General features: G+C 65.8%; 26 protein-coding genes and 2 tRNA genes. 19 read left to right on the top strand and 9 right to left on the bottom strand.

Features of this window, described 5'->3' with window-relative positions; translation table 11 throughout:
- The first annotated feature begins 19 nt into the window (after window positions 1–19).
- From ACSG06_RS16025 to ACSG06_RS16035, 3 genes are all read left to right on the top strand, one after another.
- The gene (locus ACSG06_RS16025) at window positions 20–697 is read left to right on the top strand and encodes an AzlC family ABC transporter permease (RefSeq protein ID WP_440991443.1); all 678 of its coding nucleotides are present in this window, start codon (window positions 20–22) and stop codon (window positions 695–697) included.
- Window positions 694–1,026: an AzlD domain-containing protein gene (locus ACSG06_RS16030; protein ID WP_440991280.1), complete on the top strand. Its 333-nt coding sequence runs from the start codon at window positions 694–696 to the stop codon at window positions 1,024–1,026. The genes ACSG06_RS16025 and ACSG06_RS16030 overlap by 4 nt, the downstream gene beginning before the upstream one ends.
- 210 nt (window positions 1,027–1,236) lie before the next feature.
- Window positions 1,237–1,839, top strand: coding sequence for a DUF7344 domain-containing protein (locus tag ACSG06_RS16035; RefSeq protein ID WP_440991281.1), 603 nt, complete (start codon window positions 1,237–1,239; stop codon window positions 1,837–1,839).
- Here the strand turns inward: ACSG06_RS16035 and ACSG06_RS16040 are convergent, their stop codons facing one another.
- A complete protein-coding gene (locus tag ACSG06_RS16040) occupies window positions 1,840–3,198 on the bottom strand; it encodes a RimK family alpha-L-glutamate ligase (protein ID WP_440991282.1) in 1,359 nt (452 codons plus the stop codon). It lies immediately after the preceding gene.
- A gap of 81 nt (window positions 3,199–3,279) precedes the next feature.
- On the bottom strand, window positions 3,280–4,032 hold the full coding sequence (locus ACSG06_RS16045; protein WP_440991283.1) for a GNAT family N-acetyltransferase: 753 nt from the start codon (window positions 4,030–4,032) through the stop codon (window positions 3,280–3,282).
- Between the two features lie 198 nt (window positions 4,033–4,230).
- Between ACSG06_RS16045 and ACSG06_RS16050 the strand changes: the two genes are divergently transcribed.
- The 5 genes from ACSG06_RS16050 to ACSG06_RS16070 all read left to right on the top strand — a co-directional run bounded on the left by ACSG06_RS16050 (window position 4,231) and on the right by ACSG06_RS16070 (window position 8,898).
- On the top strand, window positions 4,231–5,274 hold the full coding sequence (locus ACSG06_RS16050) for a succinylglutamate desuccinylase/aspartoacylase family protein (RefSeq protein ID WP_440991284.1): 1,044 nt from the start codon (window positions 4,231–4,233) through the stop codon (window positions 5,272–5,274).
- A gap of 96 nt (window positions 5,275–5,370) precedes the next feature.
- Complete coding sequence (sdhC, locus tag ACSG06_RS16055) at window positions 5,371–5,805, top strand: succinate dehydrogenase, cytochrome b556 subunit (protein ID WP_440991285.1); 435 nt, start codon at window positions 5,371–5,373, stop codon at window positions 5,803–5,805.
- 1 nt (window position 5,806) lies between these two features.
- Window positions 5,807–6,178: a succinate dehydrogenase/fumarate reductase transmembrane subunit gene (locus ACSG06_RS16060; RefSeq protein WP_440991286.1), complete on the top strand. Its 372-nt coding sequence runs from the start codon at window positions 5,807–5,809 to the stop codon at window positions 6,176–6,178.
- Window positions 6,175–7,050, top strand: coding sequence for a succinate dehydrogenase/fumarate reductase iron-sulfur subunit (locus tag ACSG06_RS16065; RefSeq protein WP_440991287.1), 876 nt, complete (start codon window positions 6,175–6,177; stop codon window positions 7,048–7,050). The genes ACSG06_RS16060 and ACSG06_RS16065 overlap by 4 nt, the downstream gene beginning before the upstream one ends.
- Before the next feature lie 6 nt (window positions 7,051–7,056).
- Complete coding sequence (locus tag ACSG06_RS16070) at window positions 7,057–8,898, top strand: FAD-binding protein (protein ID WP_440991288.1); 1,842 nt, start codon at window positions 7,057–7,059, stop codon at window positions 8,896–8,898.
- Window positions 8,899–8,976: 78 nt separating this feature from the next.
- Here ACSG06_RS16070 and ACSG06_RS16075 read toward each other — a convergent pair whose 3' ends face one another.
- Together ACSG06_RS16075 and ACSG06_RS16080 are read right to left on the bottom strand one after the other, a co-directional pair.
- A complete protein-coding gene (locus tag ACSG06_RS16075) occupies window positions 8,977–9,102 on the bottom strand; it encodes a hypothetical protein (RefSeq protein ID WP_440991289.1) in 126 nt (41 codons plus the stop codon).
- A 68-nt stretch (window positions 9,103–9,170) separates the two neighbouring features.
- Window positions 9,171–9,368 (bottom strand): XapX domain-containing protein, encoded by a 198-nt coding sequence (locus ACSG06_RS16080; RefSeq protein WP_440991290.1) that lies wholly within the window; start codon window positions 9,366–9,368, stop codon window positions 9,171–9,173.
- A gap of 182 nt (window positions 9,369–9,550) precedes the next feature.
- Here ACSG06_RS16080 and ACSG06_RS16085 point away from each other — a divergent pair, with 182 nt between their 5' ends.
- Window positions 9,551–10,120, top strand: a complete 570-nt coding sequence (locus tag ACSG06_RS16085) for a DoxX family protein (RefSeq protein ID WP_440991291.1) — start codon at window positions 9,551–9,553, stop codon at window positions 10,118–10,120.
- 50 nt (window positions 10,121–10,170) lie between these two features.
- On the opposite strand, the gene ACSG06_RS16090 is transcribed toward ACSG06_RS16085, so the two are convergent.
- The 3 genes from ACSG06_RS16090 to ACSG06_RS16100 form a co-directional block, all read right to left on the bottom strand.
- The gene (locus tag ACSG06_RS16090) at window positions 10,171–10,464 is read right to left on the bottom strand and encodes a hypothetical protein (RefSeq protein ID WP_440991292.1); all 294 of its coding nucleotides are present in this window, start codon (window positions 10,462–10,464) and stop codon (window positions 10,171–10,173) included.
- Window positions 10,465–10,536: 72 nt separating this feature from the next.
- A complete protein-coding gene (locus tag ACSG06_RS16095) occupies window positions 10,537–11,349 on the bottom strand; it encodes an HD domain-containing protein (protein ID WP_440991293.1) in 813 nt (270 codons plus the stop codon).
- A 44-nt stretch (window positions 11,350–11,393) separates the two neighbouring features.
- Window positions 11,394–11,891, bottom strand: coding sequence for a redoxin domain-containing protein (locus tag ACSG06_RS16100; RefSeq protein ID WP_440991294.1), 498 nt, complete (start codon window positions 11,889–11,891; stop codon window positions 11,394–11,396).
- Window positions 11,892–12,006: 115 nt separating this feature from the next.
- Between ACSG06_RS16100 and tatA the strand changes: the two genes are divergently transcribed.
- The 10 genes from tatA (at window position 12,007) to ACSG06_RS16150 (ending at window position 22,417) form a co-directional block, all read left to right on the top strand.
- A complete protein-coding gene (gene tatA / locus ACSG06_RS16105) occupies window positions 12,007–12,330 on the top strand; it encodes a twin-arginine translocase TatA/TatE family subunit (protein ID WP_440991295.1) in 324 nt (107 codons plus the stop codon).
- A gap of 28 nt (window positions 12,331–12,358) precedes the next feature.
- Window positions 12,359–12,431 (top strand) — tRNA-Arg (locus ACSG06_RS16110).
- A gap of 610 nt (window positions 12,432–13,041) precedes the next feature.
- Entirely contained in the window at window positions 13,042–16,791 is a 3,750-nt protein-coding gene (locus ACSG06_RS16115) for a type II/IV secretion system ATPase subunit (protein ID WP_440991296.1), read from the top strand.
- Window positions 16,788–18,830 carry a type II secretion system F family protein gene (locus ACSG06_RS16120; protein WP_440991297.1) on the top strand — a complete coding sequence of 681 codons (2,043 nt, stop codon included), beginning with the start codon at window positions 16,788–16,790 and terminating at the stop codon, window positions 18,828–18,830. Before ACSG06_RS16115 ends, ACSG06_RS16120 begins: the two co-directional genes overlap by 4 nt.
- A gap of 5 nt (window positions 18,831–18,835) precedes the next feature.
- On the top strand, window positions 18,836–19,342 hold the full coding sequence (locus tag ACSG06_RS16125; protein WP_440991298.1) for a DUF7287 family protein: 507 nt from the start codon (window positions 18,836–18,838) through the stop codon (window positions 19,340–19,342).
- 4 nt (window positions 19,343–19,346) lie between these two features.
- Entirely contained in the window at window positions 19,347–19,985 is a 639-nt protein-coding gene (locus ACSG06_RS16130; RefSeq protein WP_440991299.1) for a DUF7288 family protein, read from the top strand.
- Window positions 19,979–21,004 (top strand): DUF7261 family protein, encoded by a 1,026-nt coding sequence (locus ACSG06_RS16135; protein ID WP_440991300.1) that lies wholly within the window; start codon window positions 19,979–19,981, stop codon window positions 21,002–21,004. Before ACSG06_RS16130 ends, ACSG06_RS16135 begins: the two co-directional genes overlap by 7 nt.
- Complete coding sequence (locus tag ACSG06_RS16140) at window positions 21,001–21,537, top strand: DUF7266 family protein (protein ID WP_440991301.1); 537 nt, start codon at window positions 21,001–21,003, stop codon at window positions 21,535–21,537. The genes ACSG06_RS16135 and ACSG06_RS16140 overlap by 4 nt, the downstream gene beginning before the upstream one ends.
- Window positions 21,534–22,283, top strand: coding sequence for a DUF7289 family protein (locus ACSG06_RS16145; protein WP_440991302.1), 750 nt, complete (start codon window positions 21,534–21,536; stop codon window positions 22,281–22,283). The genes ACSG06_RS16140 and ACSG06_RS16145 overlap by 4 nt, the downstream gene beginning before the upstream one ends.
- 59 nt (window positions 22,284–22,342) lie before the next feature.
- Window positions 22,343–22,417 (top strand) — tRNA-Arg (locus ACSG06_RS16150).
- A 373-nt stretch (window positions 22,418–22,790) separates the two neighbouring features.
- On the opposite strand, the gene ACSG06_RS16155 is transcribed toward ACSG06_RS16150, so the two are convergent.
- Window positions 22,791–23,438 carry a hypothetical protein gene (locus tag ACSG06_RS16155; protein WP_440991303.1) on the bottom strand — a complete coding sequence of 216 codons (648 nt, stop codon included), beginning with the start codon at window positions 23,436–23,438 and terminating at the stop codon, window positions 22,791–22,793.
- 426 nt (window positions 23,439–23,864) lie between these two features.
- Window positions 23,865–24,923 carry a S1C family serine protease gene (locus ACSG06_RS16160; RefSeq protein WP_440991304.1) on the bottom strand — a complete coding sequence of 353 codons (1,059 nt, stop codon included), beginning with the start codon at window positions 24,921–24,923 and terminating at the stop codon, window positions 23,865–23,867.
- Window positions 24,924–24,933 lie beyond the last annotated feature (10 nt).

The following is a 24,933-nucleotide window of genomic DNA, read 5'->3' on the forward strand; positions in this document are numbered from 1 at the left end:
CCGGGACATCGGGCCCTTCATGCTGGGAGTCGTCCCGTTCGGGCTCATCACCGGCATCAGCGCGCTCGACGCGGGGTTCGGCGGGCTACAGACCGTCGCCATGTCGGTGGTCGTCTTCGCCGGCGCGTCCCAGCTCGCGCTCATCGAGCTCGTCGGCGACGGCGCCCCCGTCGCGGTCGTCGTCGCGACGGCGGCCGTCGTCAACCTGCGGTACCTGATGTACAGTGCGTCCATCGCGCCGTACTTCCGGGACTTCTCGCGGCCGTGGAAGTGGCTCTCGGCGTACGCGCTGACCGACCAGTCCTACGCCGTCGCCGTCACCGAGTTCAGCGACGACGATCCGGCGATGCGCCGTCGGCGCTGGTACTACCTCGGCGCGGCGTTCGCCCTGTGGGGGGTCTGGGTCCTCTCGACGGCCGTGGGGGTCGTCGTCGGTGGCAGCGTCCCGCCCGGGCTCTCGCTCGAGTTCGCCGTGCCGCTGACGTTCCTCGCGCTGCTCGTCCCGTCGCTGAAGGACCGGCTCAGCGGGCTCGTCGGCGTGATCGCCGGCGGCGTGGCCATCCCGGCGGCCGCGCTCCCGCTCGACATCGGGCTCGTCGTCGCCGCGTTGCTCGGCCTGACCGTCGGGGTGCTCGTCGACACGTTCACCGACTGGCCGGACGAGGAACCGGCCGACGAGACGGAGGCAGAGCCATGAGCTACGACGCGACGACGCTGTGGGCCATCGTGCTCGCGGTCGGCCTCATCACGCTCGGGCTTCGGCTCTCGTTCATCCTGCTGTTCGGCCGGGTCGACGACATCCCGGCCCGCGCGGAGCGGACCCTCGAACTGGTCCCGGCGGCGGTGCTCGCCGCGCTCGTGGTGCCCGCGGTCGTCTCGCTCGACAGCAGCCTGTCGCTCGTCGCCGAACCCGGAAAGGTGGTCGCGGCGGTCGTCGCAGCCGGCGTCGCCTGGCGGACCGAGAACGTGCTCGCGACCATCGCGGTCGGCATGACGGTCCTCTGGCTCGTCGGCGCCATCGTCTGACCCGCTCGTGGAGCGACCGGTGGATGCATACGTTCGCGGATATATTGGTTGTATCAGTTTCCGATGGTGTTTCTGGCCTATAGAGTCCTCAAGCAACCGAATACACAATCCTGATTAATGATACACCATCGAGGGGTCAATCCGCAGTATTAAGTGGTGAGGCTCCTTCACCGAGACATGTCATTCCCACCTGTCAGGGAATGGGGAACCATGCGAACCACGACAGAGACCACTCCGACCGATTCGAACCGCCCACCAGCGGGGGGAGGACCGTCGAAGGGAGAGCTGTTCGAGGCGCTCTCCAACGACCGCCGACGGGAGACGCTCCGCTACCTGTTGCGGCAGGACGACGGCCAGAGCACGAAGGGGGAGGTCGCCCGTCACATCGCCGCACTCGAGACCGACAAACCCGTCGAGCAGGTGACCTCGGACGAGCGGAAACGGGTGTACATCGCCCTCCATCAGACCCACCTGCCCAAGCTGCACGAGCTCGACCTCGTCGAGTACGACTCCTCGCAGGGTGCCCTCCGGCTCGGCGACGACTGCGACGGCCTGGCCGCCTATCTCGACGTCGAGACCAGGGCAGACGACGAGACGGACACGCGGCCCTGGGGACGGTACTCCCTCGCGATGGGGCTGACCGGACTCGGCGCCACCGCCCTTCTCGCGGTCGGCGTCGGCCCGGCCGCGGCCGGCCCGGGACTCGGCATCGCCGCCGCGCTCGCGGTCGCCGTCACCGTGACCGGTGTCGCACAGGTGCGCGGAGAAGAACTACTCGGCCGCTGGCTCGCGGGTGAGGAACTCGACCGGTAGCTACTCCAGCGTCTCCTCCTCTTCCTCGCGGTCCTCGCTGTCGCTACCGGCGTCGACGCGCTTCGACACGTCGACCTGGTAGTTCCCAAGGATGTCGCGACCGAGGAGGATGGGGTAGTCCATGTGCGAGCGGTCCTCGACGCTCGCGGTGACGGTGTGCTGCTGACCGCCGACGCCGACCACGAGGTCGACGACGGGACGGGACTTGCCCTGCTTCAGGCTGCCGGACTTGACGCGCATCACGGACTTGATCGGGCCTGCGCCCACGTCGGCCGCCAGCCGGGTGTCGATGCTGGTCCGCGTCGCGCCCGTGTCGGACTTCGCGATGACCGTCTTCGACCCCGAGGTCCCGGAGACGATGACCTCCTCGGTGTAGCCGACGACGACCGGTTTCTCGCTCGTCGACGTCGACTTGACGGGGGCACACGCCGGCATCGAGTCGTCGAGCGTCGCGGAGAGCTCGCGGACGCGCTCGTCGTCGACCTCGCCGCCCGCCCGCTCGATGGCGAGCTTCGCGATGTACGGTGCCGGCGAGCGGTCGGTCGCCTTGTACAACCCCTTGAAGCCGGCCGTCGGGTTCACCTCGAGCACGAACCAGCCGTCGTCGCCCTCGACGATGTCCACGCCAGCGTAGTCCAGGCCGACGACCGAGGCTGACTGCTTCGCGATCGTCTTGACCTCCGTGGGGAGGTCGTCGGTGGCGTCCTGCACGTCGCCGCCCAGGGCGACGTTCGTCCGCCAGTCGTTATCGGGTGCGTAGCGGTACATCGCGCCGACGACCTTGTCGCCGACGACGTAGACGCGGATGTCGCGGTGGCGCTCGCCGTCGCGCTCGATGAGCTTCTGGAGGAACGCGTAGCGGTTCCCGACCTTCGCGTTGACCGGGTCGCCCTGCCCGACCTTCCAGGTCCCGCCCCCGTGGGTCCCGATGGCGGTCTTGTACACCGCCTCCTCGCCGAACTCGTCGCGATGGGCGTTCAGCTCGTCCGTATCGAGCGCCATCAGCGCCTCGGGGACCTGTATATCGTTGTCCGCGAGTGCCGCGGCGCTCGCGATCTTGTGTGTCGCCCGGAGCGTCGCCGACGGCTCGTTCAGCATCGGTCGCAGCGTCGCGAGCGTGTTCGCCAGGCCGAGCTCCTCGCACGGCTGTTCGGTGTTCGAGAGGAGCATCCGGTTCGCGACCACGTCGACGTCGGGCTCGAGGGTGGCGCCAGCCGGTCCGACTCGTACCGAGGTGTTCTCCGAACGGAGCCACTCGGGGTCGTGTCCGAGTTCCTCGATCGCGTTGCAGATCGCCTTCGATTCCTTGCTGCTGTGGAGACTGAGAACCCCCACGGTCACAGGAGAAGATGTACCCATAGCGGATTCACTCGACCCCACATCAAAAACGTTGCCAGTTCCGAGCAGCCCTGTGCCGGTCACACACGGAGGATACGGGCGTCAGAGGTAGGCCGCGTCCCAGCGGGTCGCCTTCCGGCGGTTCCCGCAGCTGTTGCAGACGACCTCCTCCATCGGCCCCATCGCCGTGTCGAAGGAGTTGCAGGCGCCACAGAACAGGCCGTACCGGCGCTCGCGGTCCGGGTCGACGTACGCCTCGTAGAACTGCCCCTCCGTGCCGCGGTGGGCCTCCGCGTAGTTCACGTAGGCAGTCTCGTTCCCGATGGTGACCTCGTCGAGCGCCTCCCACTCGACGTGCTCCTCCTCGGTCCCGACGAAGATGTTCTCGGTCAGCGTCTCGTCGGCGACGGTGACGGTCCGGTCGCCGGCCCGGTCGAAGCCGTGAGCCTCGTAGAACTCGTTGCCGTGACGGTTCCCGTCCAGTACCGCCCCCGATATCTGCTGTGCGCCGTGCTCGACCAGTGCCTCCTTCGTCTTGGTCAGCAGCCGCGACCCGTAGCCGTGGCCCCGGTGGTCCGGGTGGACGTGGAGCCAGAGGATGCGACCGTCTGCCGGCGTCCTCCCCACGATCTCGCTCTGGGAGAAGGCGACGATACCGGCGTCGTCCTCGGCGACGAGGAGGACGGCCTCGTCGTCCTCGAGCTGCTGGGCGAGCAGGTCGGCCGCGTACCACTCCTCCAGCGCCACGTCGATGGTCTTCGGGTCGAGCATGTGGTGGTAGGAGTCGTGGAGCGACGCCGCGGCGACCGCTCTGAGCGCCTCGAAGTCGTCGGCGGTTGCGTCCCGGATCTGCATACCTGCCCCTTGGGCGGGAACTGACATAATACTCCGCCAGTGAGCAGACCGAGTGGTCGTTCGTCCACTTTCGCGGCGACACGAACTCCCTCCCCCATAGTTTTCGACGTAGCAGTCCCACACCCGACGATTCTCCCGGCGTGACGGTGACGAGGACGGACGCACACACTCTTTACCCGTGAGCGTCCCAGGTGAGGTATGGCATCGGAGACGGTCCCGACGGGGGATAACGAGCCCTTCACCTACAACGGGGGGCGCGTCGACCCCGGTGAGACCGCGAACATCAGGTACGGCATCAGCGAGACGTATCTCGGCGACCCGGTCCGCATCCCGGTCACCATCATCAACGGCGAGCACTCCGGCCCGACGGGCTTCCTCTCCGCGGCGGCCCACGGCGACGAGCTCAACGGCATCGAGGTGGTCCGGGAGGTCGCCCACGAGTGGCCGCTCGACGACCTCCACGGCTGTCTCGTCTGCATGCCGGTGCTCAACGTTCCTGGATTCCTCGCGCAGCAGCGCTACCTTCCCATCTACGACCGCGACCTGAACCGGTCGTTCCCGGGGCACGAGGAGTCGACGAGCGCGAAGCGGATGGCGCATCGCATCTTCACGAACTTCGTCGAACCCTGCGACTTCGGCATCGACCTCCACACCTCGACGCGGGGCCGGACGAACATGCTCCACGTGCGCGCAGACACCGGTCACAAGGGCGCGAACCGCGTCGCCCACGCGTTCGCGTCGAACGTCATCATCGGCAGCGAGGGCCCGAGCGGCTCGCTCCGACGCGAGGCCACCGAGGCCGGCGTCCCCACCATCACCGTCGAGATGGGCGAGGCACACCGGTTCCAGCGCGAGTTCATCGACGACGCGCTCGGCGGCGTGTTGAGCGTCCTCGCGGAGTACGGGATGCTCGACACCGAGGCGGTCCACTGGCCCGGCTGGCGCACCGTCATCGAGGAGAGCGACGAGAAGACCTGGCTCCGCGCCGACGCGGGTGGGATGGTCGACATGCACTACGGCTGCGGCTCGCTCGTCCACGAGGGCGACCGCATCTGCACCATCACCAGCCCGTTCAAGACCGACCACACGGTCATCGAGGCGCCGTTCACCGGCGTCCTCGTCGGCGTCCTGGAGAACCCGGTTGTCTACCCCGGCAACCCCCTGTGTCACCTCGTCGAGCTCGACCAGAAGACTCTGCGTGCGGTCGAGCGCGAGCAGTCACCGCCGGCGGGCCGTTCCTGATATCCCAGTACAGCCCGGAACCGACGCAACTACCGGCAGGCGGCCGCGAAAGAAGTAACTTCTATACCCCCACGGTCCAACCACCCGACAGAGAGTATGAGCCAGTCTTACAATCGCGGGCTCGTCGAGGACTTCAGTCGGTGGAAGGAGTTCTCGGCCGGTATGTGGGCGTGGATATTCCACAAGTTCACGGGATGGGTTCTCATCGGGTACCTGTTCACCCACATCGCCGTCCTGAGCACCGCCATCTCGGCGAGTCAGAACGCATCGGCCAGCGAACTCAGCGCAGGCACCGACGTCTACTCGAGCACGCTGACACTGCTCGAGAGCACGTTCGTCGTCCGACTGCTCGAGGTCGGACTGCTCGCGGTCGCCGTCTTCCACATCCTGAACGGCATCCGCCTGCTGCTGGTCGACCTGGGCATCGGGCTCGAGTCGCAGGACAAGACGTTCTACGCGTCGCTCGTGCTGACCGGCGCAATCGTCGTCGCGAGCGTCCCGACGTTCATGGCGGGAATCGGGGGTGCCTGAGATGTCGGCAGGCGCACCCACCTCCTTCGAACGCGGCGGACGCATGTGGCTGCTCCAGCGCGTGACGGCGGCGTTCCTCGTCGTCGTGCTGGCGTTCCACTTCTTCCTGCTCCACTTCTACCACCACGTGTTCGAGATCACGCTCATGGGCACGCAGACGCGGATGCAGGACGTCGGCTACTTCGCGACGATGTGGCTGTTCCTCGTGACGGCGACGTTCCACGGCGTCAACGGCGTCTACAACGCGCTGGTCAACCAGGGCATCTCCGGCACGCCCAAGACGGCCGTCAAGGCCATCCTGGGGCTCGCCGGCCTGCTGCTCGTCGCACAGGGTACGCGAGTCGCGCTGTACATGAACGGGTTTCTAGCATGAGTACGCAAGTCCCCGAATCCGAGACCGAAGCTGAGACCGAGACGGAACCGGCCGGCGAGTCCGCGCAGGACCGCCGGATGGCCGAGAAGGCAGCCAAGCGGGAGTACCGCGACGCCCAGAAGAAGGCGGAGGACGAGCTCCGGGCGGCCGACGAGTCGGTCCACCTCAAGGTGTTCCGGTACGACCCCGAGGTCGAGGACAAGCAGGAGCCCCGCTTCGACGACTTCTACGTCCCGTACAAGAAGGGGATGACGGTCCTCGACGCGCTGATGTACGCGCGTGACCACTACGACTCGTCGCTGACGTTCCGGCACTCGTGTCGCCAGGCGGTCTGTGGCTCCGACGCGATGTTCGTCAACGGCCGCCAGCGCCTCTGCTGCAAGACGCAGCTCTCGGAGCTGTCCGAGCCGGTACGCATCGAGCCGCTCCCGCACCAGGACGTGGTGAAGGACCTCGTCGTCGACATGGAGCACTTCTACGACCAGATGCACGCGGTCGAGCCGTACTTCCAGTCGGAGGACGTACCCAAAGAGGAGCAGCGGCAGAGCCGCGAGAACAGGGAGAAGATCAAGATGTCCACGCGCTGCATCTGGTGCGGTGCCTGCATGTCCTCGTGCAACATCGCCGCGGGCGACAACGAGTACCTCGGGCCGGCGGCCATCAACAAGGCCTACCGGTTCTACATGGACGAGCGAGAGGACGAGGCGGAGCTGAAGGAGCACCGACTCCGCATCCTCGAGCAGGAACACGGCGTCTGGCGCTGTCAGACCCAGTTCTCCTGCACCGAGGTCTGCCCGAAGGACATCCCGCTCACCGAGCACATCCAGGAGCTCAAGCGCGAGGCGGTCAAGAACAACCTCAAGTTCTGGTAATCAACAATGTACGAACACGACGTCATCGTGGTCGGTGGCGGTGGCGCGGGACTCCGCGCCGCCATCGCGGCCCAGGAAGAAGGAGCGGACGTGGCTATCGTCACGAAACTCCACCCCGTTCGCAGCCACACAGGCGCTGCAGAGGGTGGCATCAACGCGGCCCTGCGGGACGGCGACGACTGGGAACTGCACGCCTACGACACGATGAAGGGGTCGGACTACCTCGGCGACGCCCCCGCAATCGAGACGCTGGCACAGGACGCCCCCGAGGAGGTCTTCCAGATCGAGCACTGGGGGATGCCGTTCTCCCGCGAGGAGGACGGCCGCGTCTCCCAGCGACCGTTCGGCGGGCTCTCGTTCCCGCGCACCACCTACGCCGGCGCGGAGACGGGGCACCACCTGCTGCACACGATGTACGAGCAGGTCGTCAAGCGGGGCATCCAGGTGTACGACGAGTGGTACGTGATGGACCTCGCCGTCACCGACGAGGAGACGCCCGAGGAGCGCTCCTGTCACGGCATCGTCGCCTACGACGTGCAGTCCGGCGAGATAGCCGGCTTCAAGGCGAACGACGGGGTCATCCTCGCGACCGGCGGCCCCGGGCAGGCGTTCGACCACACGACGAACGCGGTCGCCTGCACCGGCGACGGCTACGCGATGGCCTACCGCGCCGGCGTCCCGATGGAGGACATGGAGTTCGTCCAGTTCCACCCGACGACGCTGCCGAGCACCGGCGTCCTCATCTCCGAGGGCGTCCGCGGCGAGGGTGGTATCCTCTACAACGCCGACGGCGAGCGGTTCATGTTCGAGCACGGCTACGCGAACAACGACGGCGAGCTCGCCTCGCGTGACGTGGTCTCGCGCGCGGAGCTGACAGAGGTCAACGAGGGCCGCGGCTTCGAGGACGAGTACGTCATGCTCGACATGCGCCACCTCGGCGAGGAGCGCATCGTCGACCGCCTGGAGAACATCCTCCACCTCGCGGAGGACTTCGAGGGCGTCGACGGGCTCAAGGAGCCGATGCCGGTCAAGCCCGGCCAGCACTACGAGATGGGCGGCATCGAGACCGACGAGAACGGGCTGACCTGCATCGACGGGCTGTACGCCGCGGGCGAGACGGCCTGCGTCTCGGTCCACGGTGCGAACCGCCTCGGCGGCAACGCCCTGCCCGAACTCATCGTCTTCGGCGCGCGAGCCGGCACGCACGCCGCCGGTGGCGACCTCGGCGAGGCCCAGATCGAGACGGGCGAGCGCGGCGACATCGAGTACGACGAGACCGAACTGCCGTACCAGCCCGGCGAGGTCGGTATGGACACCGGGTCCTCGGGTGTGGCGGCCGACGGCGGCGCGGTCACCGCAGACGCCGACGCGGTCGTCGAGCGGGAGGTCGAGGCCCAGCGCGAACGTGTCTCCACGCTGATGGAGAAGGACGAGGGCGTCCAGCACTCCCAGATCCGCGAGGACCTCCAGAAGACGATGACGAAGAACGTCAACGTCTTCCGCGAGGAGGAGGGCCTGAAGCAGGCCCTGCGCGACATCCGGGAGATCCGCGAGGCCTACCAGGACGTCTACGTCGACGACCCGTCGCGGACGTTCAACACGGACCTCCAGATGACCATCGAGACGCGCAACCTCATCGACGTCGCCGAGACCATCACGCTCGGCGCGCTCGTCCGCACGGAGTTCCGCGGCGCGCACTGGCGCGCGGAACACCAGGAGCGCAAGGACGACGAGTGGCTGAAGCACACCCTCGTCGGCTGGAACGACGGCGACCCGACAATCTTCTACCGTCCGACCATCCTGGAGGGCGAGAACAAGACGTACGAGCCGAAGGAACGGTCCTACTGAGGGCCGTTCGGTCTGCGGTCTGACTGGCGATTCTCCGATCCGGTACCCCTGCTGTCGACCGCACGCGTGGAGCGTCGGCTACGGAATGACGCCCGTCCCCTCTGGAGTCGGGAAGAAGAACATCGCCCAGATGACCAGCAGGAAGACGAGGACGGCCACGAGGAGCCTCGCCCAGGGCATGGGCAGTGGTCTGCTGTTGGACATACGTCGGCGTACGTCCTGGCGGGAAGTAATCACTCCGGAACAGACACGTTGGCTCTTCCGTACCGACCTCACAGCCCGAGTGCGGTGACCAGATCGTCGACCGTCAGCCCGAGTTCGCCCATCACCCGGAACCCGAGGAAGATACCCACGATACCCATCACGCCCGCGAGGTTCGGCGGGGCGGGGATGGGAATCTCGACGAACTTGAACAGCGCACCGACCGTGAATCCGGTGAGCGTGGCGAGGACGACCTGCGTGACGTTCATGGCAACCTCAGTGGTCTCTCGTGCGCGGGTAAAAGACGTTCCATTCCACGATAGGGTCGTGCTACCATGTGCGCACGATTTCGGGTCGAAGTCGCCCCCGTCTCTCGTTCTCGTGAATCGGGAACTACAGCCTGTATATACGTCCTGTCCGGACATCTGTATGAGTGTAGGAGGAAAGAACAATGGCAACCAATCAACTATCGGCCGGAGCGAACACGTTCGAGAGCAAACTCGGTGGCATCACCGTCAAGGGCAAGGCACACAGCCTCAGTGCGTGGTTCGTCCTCGCGCTCCGGCTGATGATGGGGTACGCGTTCCTCCACGCCGGCTGGGACAAGGTCGCAGCCGGCGGGTGGACGGCGAACGGCTACCTCGAGAACGTCGCGGCGGCGAACGGCAACCCGCTCGAGGGGATGTTCGCGGCCATGGCTGGCTCGCCGTTGTTCATGGACTTCGTGAACATCGCCGTCCCGTGGGGTGAGCTCCTCATCGGTCTCGGGCTCATCGTCGGTGCGCTGGTCCGCCTCGCGGCGTTCTTCGGCGCGCTCATGATGCTCATGTTCTACTTCGGGAACTGGAGCATCGAACACGGCATCATCAACGGCGACTTCGCCTACATGCTCGTGTTCCTGGCCATCGCGGCGTTCGGTGCGGGCCGCATCCTCGGCCTGGACACCTACATCGAGCGGTACGAGCTCGGTGGCGAACCGATCATCGAGAAGTACCCGGCGCTGCGCTACATCCTCGGCTGAGGCGGTAGCGGGCTTGGGTTCGGCTTTTCCTTTCGGTCAGTTTCGGTTCATCAGTGCAGCCTGTCGTAGAGCGCGTCGCCCACGAGTCCACCCACGAGCAGCGGGAGGATCAGGAAGCCGCCGACCTGCAGCAGGACGAGCGTCGCCCAGCGGGTCAGCGGTTCCTGTGGCGGCCAGAGCGCTTCGAGCAGGAAGCCCGTGATGTAGCCCCAGAAGACGACGACGAGCACGGCCGCCACGACAGCCGAGCTGGCGAGCCGGAACCGGAGGCGCCCCCGGTCGCGGCTTCGGTCCTCGCCGACGCCCGGCGGGTCGGGCCACTCGCGGTCGTCGTCGCGTGTCATACCGGCACTAACGGAGGGGTGTACAAGAACGTCGCGCTCGCCGAGCTCGGGTCACCTGATCGTCGCGCCGCCTCAGAGCTCGATGCGCTCGACAAGCTCGTCGGTCTCGTCGGCCTGCACGGCGACGATGCGGATCTGGTCCTCGAGCATGGAGTCGCGGAGCTTCGCCTTCAGCAGGTTGTCGACCTGGTAGACGCCGGCCGCGCTCGTCATCTCGATCTCGACGAGGACGGGGTACTCGTCACCGATCTGGAGCGAGACGTTCCGGATCGCCTGGCTCGAGAGCGTATCGATGCCGCGCCCGCCCTTCTTGTACGGGATGCGCGAACGGCCACGCTCCATGTCGAGCGCGTCGGCGATGCGGACGACCCCTGCCTCCCGGGTCAACGGTTTCTCCGCGGTGTGGTGACAGAGGATCGCGTGCAGCACCTCCCCCTTCACGCGGACCGCGTCCGGCTTCGTGTAGAACTCGGGCAGGATGCGGTCGAGTTCGTCCGACGCCAGCGGGATGGAGTAGTAGGAGTGCGAGTCGCGGTGGACGACGTGGCCGATGTCGTGCAGCGTCGCCGCGAGCGCGATGATGACCGGCTCGTCGGCCTCCTCGAGCCCCTGCTGGCTGGCCCCGTTGAACTCGATGCCCGACTGCTTCAGCAGGTCGTAGAGACAGAGTGCGCGGTGGCGCACGATGGAGATGTGCTTCGAGCCGTGGTCGTTGTACCCCTTCCGGTCGACGGCGTTGACGTTCTGTGCCTCGAGGTAGGTCGTGATCTCCGGGTCGTTCTCCACGAAGTCGAGCACGTCGTTCAGCCGGTCGTCGGGGAAGGCGTGGGGCTCGCCGGGGCGGTAGATACGGCCCGCAGACTGGTTGTCCTGGGTGTCACTCATACCGTTGCACTCGACTCCCCGAGTACAAAAGCAGACGGGTGCGCTCAGTCGTCGGCCGCCTCGACAGGGTCGGACGCGGCTGCAGCGGCCGCCTCGCGGACCGCATCGTAGTCCGGTTCGACGCCGGGGTCGTCGCTGATCCAGCGGTAGGCGACCGTTCCGTCGCCGTCGACGACCAACACCAAACGCTTGGCGACGCCCGGGACGCCGAGGTTCGCGAAGTCCATCCGGACGTCGTACGCGTCGATTATCTCGCGGTCGGAGTCGCTCACCAGCCCGAACGAGAGGTCGTTCTGGTCGCGGAACTCGTCGAGTGCGAACGGCAGGTCGACCGACACGCCCAGGACGGTCGCGCCGACGTCCTCGAAGTTCGCGAGCCGGTCCCGGAACGCACACAGTTCGTCCGTGCAGACGCTCGTGAACGCACCGGGGAAGAACGCGAGCACGACGGGGGGCGTCTGTTCGGAGAGCGTGACCTGTTCGACGCCGCCGCTTGCCATCGGTGCCGTGAAATCGGGTGCCTCGTCGCCTTCGTCTACCATCGAGGGCGCTTGGGAACGGACCGAAAAGGGGCGTTCGGTTACCGACTCCACGTCAGTTTCACACATGGGTCGAGCAAAAAGGTTATAATTACCAGCGGGCAAGCATCGCGTAGAGATGGCACTTGCAACCACACCGCTGTTCGTCGGCGGACTGGGCGCTCCCGAAGTCGTGCTCATCTTCCTCGTGGTCGTGCTCCTCTTCGGAGCCAACAAGATTCCGAAGATCGCACGTTCCACCGGTGAGGCGATGGGCGAATTCCAGAAGGGGCGAGAAGAGGTCGAACAGGAACTCGAAGAGATCCGCGATGGAGCCAAGGTCGACAGCAGCTCCAGCAGCTCCAGCAGTTCCAGCACCACCAGCTCGGACGCGACGGTCGAGCCGGACCCGATCGACACCGAGTCCGAGACCGAGACGGAGACCGAATCCGACTCGAAGTAACCGGCTTTTTTCGCGGACGAGATATCGAGGGCGTGTGGCCTAGTGGATAGGGCGGACGGTTCCTAACCTTCAGATCGTGGGTTCGAATCCCACCACGCCCGCTGCCTGTCACGAGCGAACGCGAGTGACGGCAGCGGGCGGTGGGTTCGAATCAGGGAGGTCGCGCGCAGCGGAGCGAGCACGTCCGACCGTGGTTCGAACCCCACCATGCCCGGGGAGGGCGGAGCGAGCACGTCCGACCGCGTATCGGGCCTACCACGTCGGTCTCGCTCGCCGGAGTCTCGCCGCGCCCTCCCGGGACTCTGGTCAGTTCATCGACAGACCTGTCTCGTACGCGCATCGCCGCCGTCGGAGACTGAACGTGTTGGTTGACCGGAACGACCGGCACAGCACGCGCGTCGCACGAGGGCGTGGAGGCGCGAGATGTGGACGTCTGACACGGCCGCGTCTCACGATTCGGTGGCGCCGGTCAGGGCCGGATCCATCACTTAATTCTGTCCATCTGGACGTGAATACATCGAGACGATATTTGTACTTATGTCCTATAAACAGAAATTAAGTGGATACGTAGCTGCCGAAGCTGACCGATAATCGCAAGTGGGCGCCATGGTAACCCGAGAATAACTAACGATGTTGACTGGATCGGCCGCTGGGTTTCAAATCTGATAATCGGTGGAAGGTTTTTTGCTCGCGTAGGAAAAGGGGTAGTCAATGGCTGTTAACGATGCCGACGGTTCCGAGGCGAATCAGTTCGAGGGGACTGATGAATCGGCCTCTACGTCGGGTGACGGCCCCCCTGAACGTCCGGTCGAGGGCTCGGACACCAGAGTGGGCGAGTACACGTGGCGGGACTTCATGCAGGATTACGGGTACGAGGACGAAGTCTCGACGCTGTACGCTGGCGTCAACCGACAGACGACGGAGGACTCCGAGCGCCTCGGATTGGGCAACAGCGAGGGCGAAGTGGCAACGGCACCGCACGGTTCCGCGTGGGACACGGTCGAGTTCGACCCCGAGGTGTACCTGGGCTACCATCCGGACGAACTGGCGGAGCGGATAACCGACTACGCGGGTGCGAACGGCAAGTGGCTCTGGCAGGAGTTCGCCGCGTACTGCGACCCCGAGACCACGCCGGTGGTCAAGGACGAGTGGACCTGGGAGCACTTCAAGTGGGAGTACCACTACGAGGACGACGGCTCGATCCCGACCGATTCGGCCGGCGAGAAGGTCGAGTTCGACGAGGAGGAGTACCTCGGCTTCGAGGCCGAGGACACGGAGGGCGTGCTCAGTCAGGCCGACGACTTCGCACAGGAGCTCGACGACTTCGTCGAGGAGCACACCGTCAACGTCACGCACGAGGACGAGGACGAGTTCTTCTCGACCGATGCCGGCAACACGACCGTCGTCAACCGGTACGACCTCGAGAAGGCCGTCCCGCGCGAGAAGAAGCTCCACTTCCGCGAGGAGGAGCGCTACTGGGTGAACAAACCCTACGCGTTCGTCATCATCTTCCACTCCGAGAAGGAGAACGAGAAGAAGTACTACGCGATCGAGCCGTACATGAACGAGATCGAGGACGACCTCCAGGAGTTCATGTCCGGCAAGCTCCGGACCGCCATCAAGTACTCCGACGACGAGGTCACCGTCGAGGGCGACGAGGACGCCCGGCGGGAGGTCATCGACCGCGAGACGAAGCGACTGCTGAAGCGGTACGACCTGTTCTCGGGGAAGACACGCGGGCGCGGCTCCTCCGGCGGCGGCGGTATCGTCCAGCAGATCCGCGAGATGTTCGATACTGCCGAGGAGGGTGAGAGCATCGACGCCGGCGGGGACGAACCGACCGCCGAGGAGCTCGAGGGCATCAAGGCACGGCCCGAGCCCGTGGTGGTCGCCGAGGACGCGGACACCCTCAACGAGTACCAGGTCGAGAAGCTGCTCTACCTGCTGAAACGGAACTTCATCGGGTACGAGCGCATCGACCCCATCAAGCACGACATCAACGTGGAGGACATCTCCTGCAACGGCCACAACTCGCCCGTCTTCGTCTACCACAGTGGCTACGAGCAGATCATCTCCAACATCTTCCACGGCCACCACGAGCTCGACGACTTCGTGGTGAAGCTGGCCCAGCGCTCCGGCAAGGGCATCTCGAAGCGGCGGCCGCAGGTCGACGCGACGCTGCCGGACGGGTCGCGTGCCCAGCTCACGCTCGGGCGCGAGGTGTCCGACCACGGGACGAACTACACCATCCGTCAGTTCAACGACGTCCCCTTCACCCCCATCGACCTCATCAACTGGAACACGTTCTCGCTCGACGAGATGGCGTTCCTCTGGCTCTGCATCGAGAACCACAAGTCCCTCATCTTCGCCGGCGGTACTGCGTCAGGGAAGACGACGAGCCTGAACGCCATCTCGCTGTTCATCCCCTCGAACTCGAAGATCGTCTCCATCGAGGACACGCGCGAGGTCGAGCTGCCCCAGCGGAACTGGATCGCCAGCGTCACCCGGCCGTCGTTCAGCGAGGACAGCCAGGGTGACGTCGACGAGTTCGACCTGCTGGAGGCCGCACTGCGCCAGCGCCCCGACTACATCGTCATGGGTGAGATCCGTGGTGAGGAGGGCCGGACGCTGTTCCAGGTCATGTCGACCGGTCACACCACCTACACCACGTTCCACGCGGACTCCGTGGGCGAGGTCCTGAAGCGGTTCACCACGGACCCCATCAACGTCTCGAAGACGATGTTCACGGCGCTCGACCTGGTGTCCATCCAGACCCAGACACGGGTCAGCGGCGACAAGGTCCGCCGGAACCGCAACATCACGGAGATCAACCACTACGACGCCGAGAACGACGAGATCAACGTTCAGGACGTCTACCAGTGGCAGGCAGAGACCGACGAGTTCCTCAAGATGGGCGAGTCGAACACGCTCGAAGAGATCGAGTTCGACCGCGGCTGGAACCGCGAGCGGCTGGAGAACGAGCTGTTCCAGCGCCGCGTCATCCTCGCCTACCTCATCAAGAACGGGCTCAGCAAGTACGTCGAGGTCGCGGCGACCGTGCAGGCGTTCGTCAACGACCCCGAGACCATCCTCGCGCTCATCGCGAACGGGCAGCTGGAGGAGAGTCTCGACGACCTGCGCGAGATGGAGTCGGTCTACATCGACGTCGACCCGGAGGACGAGGAGCTCGTCCCCCGACCGGACCCCGACGACGAGACGTACAACCTCGCACAGGACATCCTCGAGCGCGCCGAGGAGTCGCTCTTCGAGGAGTACCGCGACGTGGAACTCAGCGGGCTGGGCATCCAGTCGGCCATCTCCGGCTCCGGCATGGACGAGGAGGAGGCCGAGATCGAGGCCGAGCCCGGCGATGGCGGCGACTTCGACTTCGGCGGCTCCGTCGGCGCCGACGACGACCCGTTCGAGCTCGGTGGCGACGACAGCGAGGACTTCTCCTTCTCCGGCACGGACGAGGAGGTCGACGACGGCCCGTCCTGGCTGAGCGACGAGGGCGACGGCTTCGACTTCGGCGAGGACGCGGGCTTCGGTGCGGGTTCGAGCTCGGACGAGACCGCCGAGGCACAGGCCGACACGGCAGCGGCCGGCGGCCCCGAACCGGCACCGGAGGGGACGCCGGAGCTCGAGGCTGGTTCGAGCGCCACGGACGAGGCCACGACCGCCGACGAGCCGAAGACGGAGTCGGCCGAGGCGTCCGCAGCCGACGCGGCGGGGGACGAGACCGACACAGGGACGCCCGAACTCGAGGAGAGCGCCAGCGACGTGAGCGCGGAGTTCCCGGCGCTCGACGACGGTGACGACGAGGCGGCGTTCGGCGAGAGCGAACCGGAGGCGACGGACGACTCCGGGCCCACCTTCGACGAGGCCGAGGACGAGCCCATCTTCTCGGATGCGGACGACTCCGGTGGCGAGTCGATGTTCGACGCCGGTGCGCGTGAGGACGCGGCGACCGAACCGGAGCTCCCCGAGTCGGACGCGCCCGACACGTCGACCGAAGAGTCGGTCGAAGCGGAGTCCGACGACGCCGACGCAGCGGCCGTCGGTGACGAGGCCGCAGATGCGTCGGCGGATGCAGACAGTCCTGCCACGAGCGAAGCCGACGAGCCGGCTCCCATCGACGACGAGGAGGCGTTCTTCGGCGGTGACGACGAGCAGTTCTTCGAGGAGGACGACGAGGAGGTCGACTCCATCTTCGGTGACGAGAGCGGTGGCATCTTCAGCGGCAGCGACGACGACGAGGGCGAGGATGACGCTGGGATGTTCGACGCCGCCGCCGAGGCGGTCGACGAGGACGACGGCGGGATGTTCGACGACACCGACGAGGAGGACGACGGGAGCATCTTCGGTGGCTCCGACGACGACGATGACGGTGCGGCGGACGGAGAGGAAAGCGTCTTCGGCGACGCCGGGGACGAGGAGCGCGGCGACGGTGATGCGGAATGAGTCTCCAGACCCGAACCGACGCCGGTGAGAGCAGCGGGTTCGACACCTCCACCGACTCGCTCGGGGACATGTTCTACCCGCTGTACGAGCGGCTGTTCGACGACAACTCGGACTTCGTCGCCGACGTGGAGACGAAGCTCGCGCAGGCCCGGATGGCCGACACCGTCGAGATGTACCTCTCGCGCTCGCTCGGCATCGGCGTGCTCTCCGGTGCGGCGCTGTGGGCGCTCGGGACGGCCATCGGCTACCTGCTGTTCATGACCGGCATCGTGCCGACGGACAACATCCTCGGTGCGACCATCCCGAACGCGACGCTCGTCGACATCATCAACGCGGTGAAGGTGCCCGCGCTGGTCGTCGTGACCGGGCTGTTCCTCGGGTCGATCGGCTTCGCGATGGGGTTCGGAGCGCTCGTCGCGGTCCCGTACTCACGGGCCTCTGCACGCAAGCGCGAGATCAACATGCTGCTGACCGACGCGGTGTCGTTCATGTACGCGCTGTCCGTGGGTGGCCTGAACCAGCTCGAGATCCTCGAGGCGATGGCGAAGGCCGAGGACACCTACGGCGAGGTGGCCAAGGAGTTCCAGTCCATCGTCCAGGAGACGGAGTACTTCGACACTGACTACCGGACGGCCATCCGGAACCAGGCGATGGAGACGCCGAGCGACGAGGTCGCGCAGTTCCTCACGGACATGCTCTCCATCGTCAACTCCGGCGGTGACATGGAGAACTTCCTGAAGGACAAGAAGGACAAGCACATGCGGACCGCCAAACAGCAACAGGAGATGACCCTGGAGACGCTGGAGCTGTTCGGCGAGATGTACATGACGCTGTCGCTGTTCCCGCTGCTGCTCATCATCATCCTGGTCATCATGCGGATGCTGGGCGAGGCGGACCCGATGATGCTTTACGCGACCGTCTACGGGCTCATCCCGATGACCGGTGCTGGCTTCCTCGTGCTCGTGTCCACGGTCAAGCAGGACGAGCCCGGTGACGGGTTCCTCAGCCCTGCCGACGCCGACGACCGGCTCTCGGTCCAGCAGGGTGCCGGTCTGCTGAACCTCGGCCTCGTCGAGGAGTACACAGGCGAGTACTCGATGTTCGACCGCATCAAGAACAAGGAGGGCACCTACGAGACGATGCAGGTGCTCAAGGCCCCGCACCTCTTCTTCCGGGACAACCCGCTCTACACGATGGCACTGACGGTGCCACTGGTGCTCGTCATCCTCGTCGTCGCGATGGTCGCCGGTGCGGTGCCGACCTCGTGGGACGGCATGATCGAGGACCCCGTCTGGGGCACCTTCGTCTACATCTACCTGCCGACGTACGTCGTCGTCCTCCCACTCGCGGTGTTCCGGGAGTGGAACGTGCGCTCGCGCAGCGTCATCACGAACAGCATCTCCGACAACCTGCGGAAGCTGTCCAGCGCGAACGACACCGGTCAGACGCTGCTCGAGTCGCTCCGGACGGTCTCCGAGACCACGAGCGGGAAGATGGCGACGGAGTTCGAGACGATGCACGCGAAGGTCAACTACGGGATGAGTCTGAAGCACGCGCTCGTCGAGTTCAACAACAAGTACCACATCCCACGGATGGCGCGGACGGTGAAGCTCATCTCGAAGGCACAGGAGGCCTCCAGCCAGATCACGGACGTGCTGACGACGGCCGTGCAGGCGTCGGAGAACCAGGACGACATCGAGCGCGAGCGCAAGTCCCGCACGCGGATGCAGGTCGTCATCATCCTGATGACCTACCTCACCCTGCTCGCGGTCATGGCCATCCTGAAGACGCAGTTCCTCGACGTGCTGACCGGACTGAACGACGCCAGCGGCGGGGGCAGTTCGAGCGGTGGTCCCAGCCTTGGCGGCGCCGTCAACACCGGCCGGCTCTCGCTGCTGTTCTTCCACGCAGTGACGATGCAGGCCCTGCTGTCCGGGCTCATCGCGGGGTACATCCGCGATGCCGACATCATGAGCGGGCTGAAGTTCGTCCTCGTGCTGATGACGATCGCACTCGTCGTGTGGGCGGCGGTGGCATGAGAACGATGAAGACGACGGGAACCACCATTCAGAGCGGCTCTGACCGGGGACAGACGACACAGGACTTCGCTGTCGGCATCAGCGTCTTCCTGCTGACGGTCGGGTTCACGTTCGGCTTCCTGCCGACGCTACTGAGCCCGTTCGGGTCGCCGGTCGGCGACGACATCACGGCCAAGTCCGACCGCGTCGCCGGGACGATGATCAGCGACCTCGCGGTCGACGGCGAGCCGCGGACGTTGAACGCGACACAACTGCAGGCGTTCATCTCGAACAACCAGTCCGAGGCGAGCCTCCGGGAGTACTTCGGCTTGCGCGCCTCGGCGGACCTCAACGTCACGGTCATCGACGTTCACGATGGAGGCGGGAGGGACGTACTGCAACTGGGTGGGAGCCCGATGGTAGCGGGCGACGACTACCGGTCACAGACGCCGGCCGCATCGACGACGAGGGTCGTCCTCGTCTCGGGTGGCCAGTGCGACGTCCAGTGCCTGCTGGTGATCCGGGTGTGGTGATACGATGAACGACGACAGGTCACAGGCCTACACGCTCGAGGGGTTCATCGGGTCGATACTGCTACTGACGGCCATCCTCTTCGCGTTCCAGTCGGTCGTCATCCTCCCGACGACGTCGGGCTCGGTGAGCCTCGACATCCAGGAGCAGCTCCGGACGTCCGCCAACGACATCATGATAATCAGTGCGGACGACGGGAGCCTCTCCTGTCACGTCCGGTACTGGAACGAGTCGACGACGGAATCGACCTTCGCGAAGGGGCAGTCAGCCGACCAGGGCTACGGGGTGGACCCACCACCGAACGTCACCACGTGTGACGCCGACGGGACGCAGTTCGGCGCGATGCTGAACGAGACCTTCGGCGAGCAGGAGCAGGAGTACAGCATCACCGTCTCCTACCGGAACGGGAGCGCCACCGAGCAGGTGGCGATGGTCAGTCGAGGGTCGGAGAACGCGCCGGCCGTGTCGACGACGTACACCGTCACGCTGTACGACGACCAGCGGCTCCTCGGGCCGGGGTGCCACCCTGGCTGTGAGACGCTCGGCGACGCCTACGCCAGCGGCTACTTCCCGATCCCGGAGGCCGACGAGTTCGAGGACAGTCCGATCTACAACGTGGTCGTCATCCGGGTGATCATATGGTAGGCATCGACGAGGACCCGTCGCGTGCACAGATCGTGCTCGTGGGCGCACTCGCGATCGCGTTCATCGTCCTCGGCATCGTCGTCGTGTTCAACACGAGCCTGTACGCGGAGAACGTCGACTCGACCGGCACCGTCTCCGCCGTGAACCAGGCCGAACAGGTCAGGGACGCCGGTGGCCGGAGCGTCGCCGGACTGGCCTACCGGATGAACGAGGGGAACTACAGCAGCGAGTCGGACCTCGCGACGACCATGAACGGGAACGCCAGCAACCTCAGTGCCGTCTGGCAGTCCCTGTACGCACGGTCGCAGCCGACCGTCGTGAACGTCTCGCTCGACGAATCGAGCTCGGAGTACGGCGTGCGGGTGTTCCAGCCCACGAACGACGACTTCCGGGCACACGACGGCGGCAATCTGGAGAACTGGAACGTGACGCCCACCGGTGGCTCGTACGCAGACGTCGGTCGATTCGACCTGACGCTGGAGCGGGATACCCTCGAGACCAGTCCGTCGGACGCGTTCCACATCGGCGCCCGTGGCGGCGACGGCAGTGGCAACGAAGCCTGGCGGGTCATCTGGTTCGTCAACGATTCCGACGCTCTCGACGTCTACGTCGGGTCGGGGTCCGGGTCGGCACCCGCGAACTGGGCGAACGAGACCGAGGCGAGCCCGACCTGCAACGACATCACCGTCGGACCGACGATCGAGGTCGACATGGTGAACGGCTCCGTCGAAGGGACCTCGTGCACGTTCGAGTTCACCGACGACATCGCGTCCGTGCCCGGGGAGGACGGCTATCAGGTGCGGTTCGTCGACGGCGGCAACGCCGAAGGGCAGTACCAGGTGTACCTGAGCGACACCGCGTTCGAAACGAACAGCTTCGGGACGCGCGTCGGGAACTCGGGCGATGGGCCGTACTACAGCTACATCCTCTGGAAGACCACGGCCATCGTCCAGTACGACTCGCCGTCGGCATCGTACACACGAACAGCGACCGACCCCGTCTACAACAGCACACGATGATACGACAACCCACCGACGACCGTGGTGTCTCCATCGCACTGACCCACGTCCTGACCATCGGCATCACGACCGTCCTCGTCGCGGGGCTGCTCCTCGGTGCGAGCGGCCTGCTAGAGGACCGCAAGACCGGTGCCGCCCAGACGGAGCTGCGGACGCTCGGGAACCGGATGGCCGAGGACATCGCGAACGTCGACCACGAGGCCGACGGTGCGAGCGGCCAGATCGTCTTGGAGACCAACCACCCCGAACAGGTGTCGGGCTCGGGGTATGCGGTGTCGCTGTACGGCACGTCCGCCGCCGAGTGCGGGACGTATCAGAGCAACGCCGACGTGGCCTGCCTCGTGCTGGATTCGCCACAGGCCGACGTGCAGATAATCGTGCCGTTCAGGGCCACGACGCCGATCACGGAGAGCAGCGCCAGCGGCGGTGATTTCTTCATCGTCTACGACGGCTCGACGCTCAGTATCGGTGGCGAGCGGCCACCCGCGCTGGCACCGCCGTCGGCTCCGCGGGTCGCGGAGGTGACCGCATGAACCTCCGTGACGACCGCTCCGTGAGCGACGTCCTCGCGTTCGTCCTCGTCTTCTCTATCATCATCACCTCGGTCGGGCTGGTGTACAGTGTCGGCTTCAGCAGCCTGAGCGACTTCCAGGAGTCCGAGCAGAAGACGAACGCCGCCCGCGCCTTCGACGCGTTCTCGACGGTGTTCGACGACGTACAGGAGGGGCGAGCGGTCGCCCGGAACGGCGAGTTCCGTCTCAACGGCGGCACCATCCAGCTGAGCCAGGAGAGCGAGTTCACGCTCGAAGCACAGGATTCGGGTGGGGGCACCCTCTGGAGCGATACCGCCACCACGGGCTCGCTCCTGTACACCGTCGACGGCACCACCATCGGCTACGAGAACGGTGCCGCCTTCCGTCGGGACGGCGACGCGTCGGCGATGTTCGACGAGCCGTCGTTCCTCTGTCAGGGCGACCGCGCCGTCGTCTCCCTCGTCGTCCTCTCGCCGAACAATGCGACCACGCAGAGCGGGGACGGCAACGTGTTAGTCAAGGCGCGGGAGACACGGACGGAGGTGCTCTACAGCGCGCAGGGGAGTAGCTCGGCAGCCGAGAGCGTCAACCTCTCGTTCTCGGACAGTGCGTTCGGGGATGCCTGGGGACGCTACCTCGTCGACAACGGCTGGTCCGATCTGGGAAGCGGCGAGTACGGGTGCTCGGCCGACACCGTCGTCGTCCGCGTGACGGTCATCGACGTCGAGATCCCTGCCCCGCAGTAACCTTCCCCCGCTCTCGAATCGCGGGAGTTAAAAGGGACTGTCGTCTTACCAGTAGATACGGGCGCTTAGCTCAGCCTGGACAGAGTACTTGGCTTCGGACCAAGCTGCCGCGGGTTCAAATCCTGCAGCGCCCATTCGAAAGTAACCCGTTCTGCAGCCAACTCAAAAAGTTCGGTAGAGGCGTCTACGCGGTCGAAGTCTGAAGATTTCGAGTTTTCGGAATACCCCTCAAATCGGTTCTCAATAGCTTTGGTAACGCACCACCTCGCAGTCTGTCGATTCGTCGCGCAAATCCGGGGGAGGTCTGCGTGCGCACCGACCAGCTCGGTATCACCGCCGACGAGCTTCGCGACCGGGAGAACTCGAAGCCGAAGGCCACCATCTCGCGCGAGTTCCGATGCTCCGGGTGCAGTGTCCGGGGACGGCGGGTCACTCGGAGGCGGGTCCTGTCCTCGGCGTATCAGACGGCCGGGCGTCGGGAACAGGTCGATGCAGGTACGGACAGACCTACAGCGGGAGGTCCATCGTCAACCCGGTGCCGGGGGCGTCGGGGTCCTCGATGAACACGTGCGTCGGCGGCCCGGTTCTGATGACGCCGTCGATATCGTCGGGGTCGACGGTACCGACGAACGGACCGGCATCGCCGTTCCGGATCTCGTCCTGACCGTGGTCGAAGTAGTCGTGATGCGGTTGGATCTGGCCTTCGATGTCGATGGTGTAGTCGTAGCCGGGGAAGGCCGGGTTCCCGTCTCTCCGTATCCCGAGCGCCGCGTACCCGGCTGACGTCGAGTCGACGTCGATCTGCAGCCAGCCGTAGTCCTTGTAGGTGACGTTGATCTGGGTGATCCAGTCGTCGGAGTCCATCCAGTAGTTGTCGACGCCGCCGTCGTAGATCTTCCCGTCGGCGTAGTCGCCCCAGCCTCGGATCTTGTCGTGGTCGTTCGCGCGGTTCCCCTTCTCGAGGTCGTCGCGTCCGACCTCGGTGTGGATCTGGTACTCCCAGTAGTTGCCAGAAGAGTACACCCGGATCTCGTCCGTGTTACTCGCGTCTGGTGCTGCTGCTGCGGTCCCACTCGCGGCGATGCCGGTGACACCGATCGCAGCGGCCGCAGTCGATCGGAGGAAGCGTCGTCGTCCGAATCTGTTGTCGCTCATCGCGACCCGATTTTCGAATCACCAAAAGAAATGCTTTGTGGTAACCATAATTAATCATATGGTAATCTTGGAAGAGAGTGGTGAAGATAGTATCAGAATCAATTACCAAGATACGTAACCCGGCTGCATTCGGATTGTAGGTCACGAACGACGATACCTCCGGCAGAAAATAACCCGTGACGGTCGGTTGTACGGGGGTGAAACAGGTTCAATAACTCCGAATACTCGGGGAAAGCACATGTATAATCGAGTCGGACCTGTCTCGAAGTGACGGTTTGGACAGGTATGTCCGTCCCGGATGACCGTCCGGGGAGCGACGACGCTCACCGCCGTCTCACCAGCGGCTCGAGTGGTCCGTCGGCTCGTCCTGCAGCCTGACCCACCCGTGTACTGGAAGCGGCGGGCTGGACGCCGGACCGGGACCCGTTACCCGACGGGGATGTCGAAGCCGCCGTGCCCATCGTTCGAGGGGCGGCGGCGGAACCGTCGCCGTCCACGGGAGGAGCCGCGAGACGCTGGTTCGGGCCGCTCGCCGAGGGTCACGCTCGCGGTCAGTTCTGTGCCCTCGCGCCGAACGGTCAGTTCGGCCGTCTCGTCGGGGGCGGCTCGCGTGAGGAGGTAGCTCGTCAGTTCCTCCGTGGAGCGTACCGGTCGGCCGTCGATGCCCACGATGACGTCGCCGCCGGTGGGTATCTCCCGGCCGCGGACGTGGACGGACCCGTCGCAGCCACGGAGTCGGAACTCGTCGTCGGCAGCGTCCGGCGACGTGTCACCCGCGTCGACCACGAGGACACCCGAGGGGGCGTCGAGCCCGTTGGCCTCGGCGACCGTCGGGGAGACGTCGATCGTGCGGACGTTGAGGTAGGCCGGGCGGAACCGGCCGTCGGCGACGAGTGCGGGGACGACACGACGGACGATGGCCGGGCCGATGGCGAAGCCGATGTTCTCGCCTGCCTTGGCGCGGTTGACACCGACGACCGTGCCGTCGAGTCTGAGCAGCGGGCCGCCGCTGTTGCCGGGGTTGATGGCGGCATCAGTCTGGATGGTCTCCGGCAGGGCGAAGCCCGATCCCGTCGGGTTCGAGCGGTTCGTCCCGCTGACGTAGCCGACCGTGATGGTCCCGTCGAGACCCATCGGGTTGCCGATGGCGGCGACGTGTTCGCCGGGGGTGGGGTTCGACCCGGCGATCGGGAGCGGGGCCGCGTCGGCCGGGAGGTCGGTCACGTGGACGACCGCAAGGTCGGTGTAGGGGTCGGTGCCGACGACCGCGCCGGTACGCCACTGCCCGTCGTGGAAGCGGAGTTCGACGAAGTCGCTCTCGCCGACGACGTGCTGGTTGGTGATGACGTAGCCGTCGTCGTCGTAGACGAAACCGGAGCCGGCACCGCCCTGGCGGGAGCGGTCCCGCTCGGAGGTGACGTACACCGAGACGACCGACGGGATCACCTGTCTGTACAGCTGCTGTATCCGCGTGTCTTCGCTCATCTCGTGTTCG

Origin of the sequence: Haloarchaeobius baliensis, from assembly GCF_052060055.1 — an archaeon.
GTDB lineage: Archaea > Halobacteriota > Halobacteria > Halobacteriales > Natrialbaceae > Haloarchaeobius > Haloarchaeobius baliensis.

Coding starts and splice junctions, on each gene's coding strand:
- ACSG06_RS16025 (WP_440991443.1), top strand. CDS start 20: ATGCTGGGAGTCGTCCCGTTCGGGCTCATCACCGGCATCAGCGCGCTC.
- ACSG06_RS16030 (WP_440991280.1), top strand. CDS start 694: ATGAGCTACGACGCGACGACGCTGTGGGCCATCGTGCTCGCGGTCGGC.
- ACSG06_RS16035 (WP_440991281.1), top strand. CDS start 1,237: ATGCGAACCACGACAGAGACCACTCCGACCGATTCGAACCGCCCACCA.
- ACSG06_RS16040 (WP_440991282.1), bottom strand. CDS start 3,198: ATGGGTACATCTTCTCCTGTGACCGTGGGGGTTCTCAGTCTCCACAGC.
- ACSG06_RS16045 (WP_440991283.1), bottom strand. CDS start 4,032: ATGCAGATCCGGGACGCAACCGCCGACGACTTCGAGGCGCTCAGAGCG.
- ACSG06_RS16050 (WP_440991284.1), top strand. CDS start 4,231: ATGGCATCGGAGACGGTCCCGACGGGGGATAACGAGCCCTTCACCTAC.
- sdhC (WP_440991285.1), top strand. CDS start 5,371: ATGAGCCAGTCTTACAATCGCGGGCTCGTCGAGGACTTCAGTCGGTGG.
- ACSG06_RS16060 (WP_440991286.1), top strand. CDS start 5,807: ATGTCGGCAGGCGCACCCACCTCCTTCGAACGCGGCGGACGCATGTGG.
- ACSG06_RS16065 (WP_440991287.1), top strand. CDS start 6,175: ATGAGTACGCAAGTCCCCGAATCCGAGACCGAAGCTGAGACCGAGACG.
- ACSG06_RS16070 (WP_440991288.1), top strand. CDS start 7,057: ATGTACGAACACGACGTCATCGTGGTCGGTGGCGGTGGCGCGGGACTC.
- ACSG06_RS16075 (WP_440991289.1), bottom strand. CDS start 9,102: ATGTCCAACAGCAGACCACTGCCCATGCCCTGGGCGAGGCTCCTCGTG.
- ACSG06_RS16080 (WP_440991290.1), bottom strand. CDS start 9,368: ATGAACGTCACGCAGGTCGTCCTCGCCACGCTCACCGGATTCACGGTC.
- ACSG06_RS16085 (WP_440991291.1), top strand. CDS start 9,551: ATGGCAACCAATCAACTATCGGCCGGAGCGAACACGTTCGAGAGCAAA.
- ACSG06_RS16090 (WP_440991292.1), bottom strand. CDS start 10,464: ATGACACGCGACGACGACCGCGAGTGGCCCGACCCGCCGGGCGTCGGC.
- ACSG06_RS16095 (WP_440991293.1), bottom strand. CDS start 11,349: ATGAGTGACACCCAGGACAACCAGTCTGCGGGCCGTATCTACCGCCCC.
- ACSG06_RS16100 (WP_440991294.1), bottom strand. CDS start 11,891: ATGGTAGACGAAGGCGACGAGGCACCCGATTTCACGGCACCGATGGCA.
- tatA (WP_440991295.1), top strand. CDS start 12,007: ATGGCACTTGCAACCACACCGCTGTTCGTCGGCGGACTGGGCGCTCCC.
- ACSG06_RS16115 (WP_440991296.1), top strand. CDS start 13,042: ATGGCTGTTAACGATGCCGACGGTTCCGAGGCGAATCAGTTCGAGGGG.
- ACSG06_RS16120 (WP_440991297.1), top strand. CDS start 16,788: ATGAGTCTCCAGACCCGAACCGACGCCGGTGAGAGCAGCGGGTTCGAC.
- ACSG06_RS16125 (WP_440991298.1), top strand. CDS start 18,836: ATGAAGACGACGGGAACCACCATTCAGAGCGGCTCTGACCGGGGACAG.
- ACSG06_RS16130 (WP_440991299.1), top strand. CDS start 19,347: ATGAACGACGACAGGTCACAGGCCTACACGCTCGAGGGGTTCATCGGG.
- ACSG06_RS16135 (WP_440991300.1), top strand. CDS start 19,979: ATGGTAGGCATCGACGAGGACCCGTCGCGTGCACAGATCGTGCTCGTG.
- ACSG06_RS16140 (WP_440991301.1), top strand. CDS start 21,001: ATGATACGACAACCCACCGACGACCGTGGTGTCTCCATCGCACTGACC.
- ACSG06_RS16145 (WP_440991302.1), top strand. CDS start 21,534: ATGAACCTCCGTGACGACCGCTCCGTGAGCGACGTCCTCGCGTTCGTC.
- ACSG06_RS16155 (WP_440991303.1), bottom strand. CDS start 23,438: ATGAGCGACAACAGATTCGGACGACGACGCTTCCTCCGATCGACTGCG.
- ACSG06_RS16160 (WP_440991304.1), bottom strand. CDS start 24,923: ATGAGCGAAGACACGCGGATACAGCAGCTGTACAGACAGGTGATCCCG.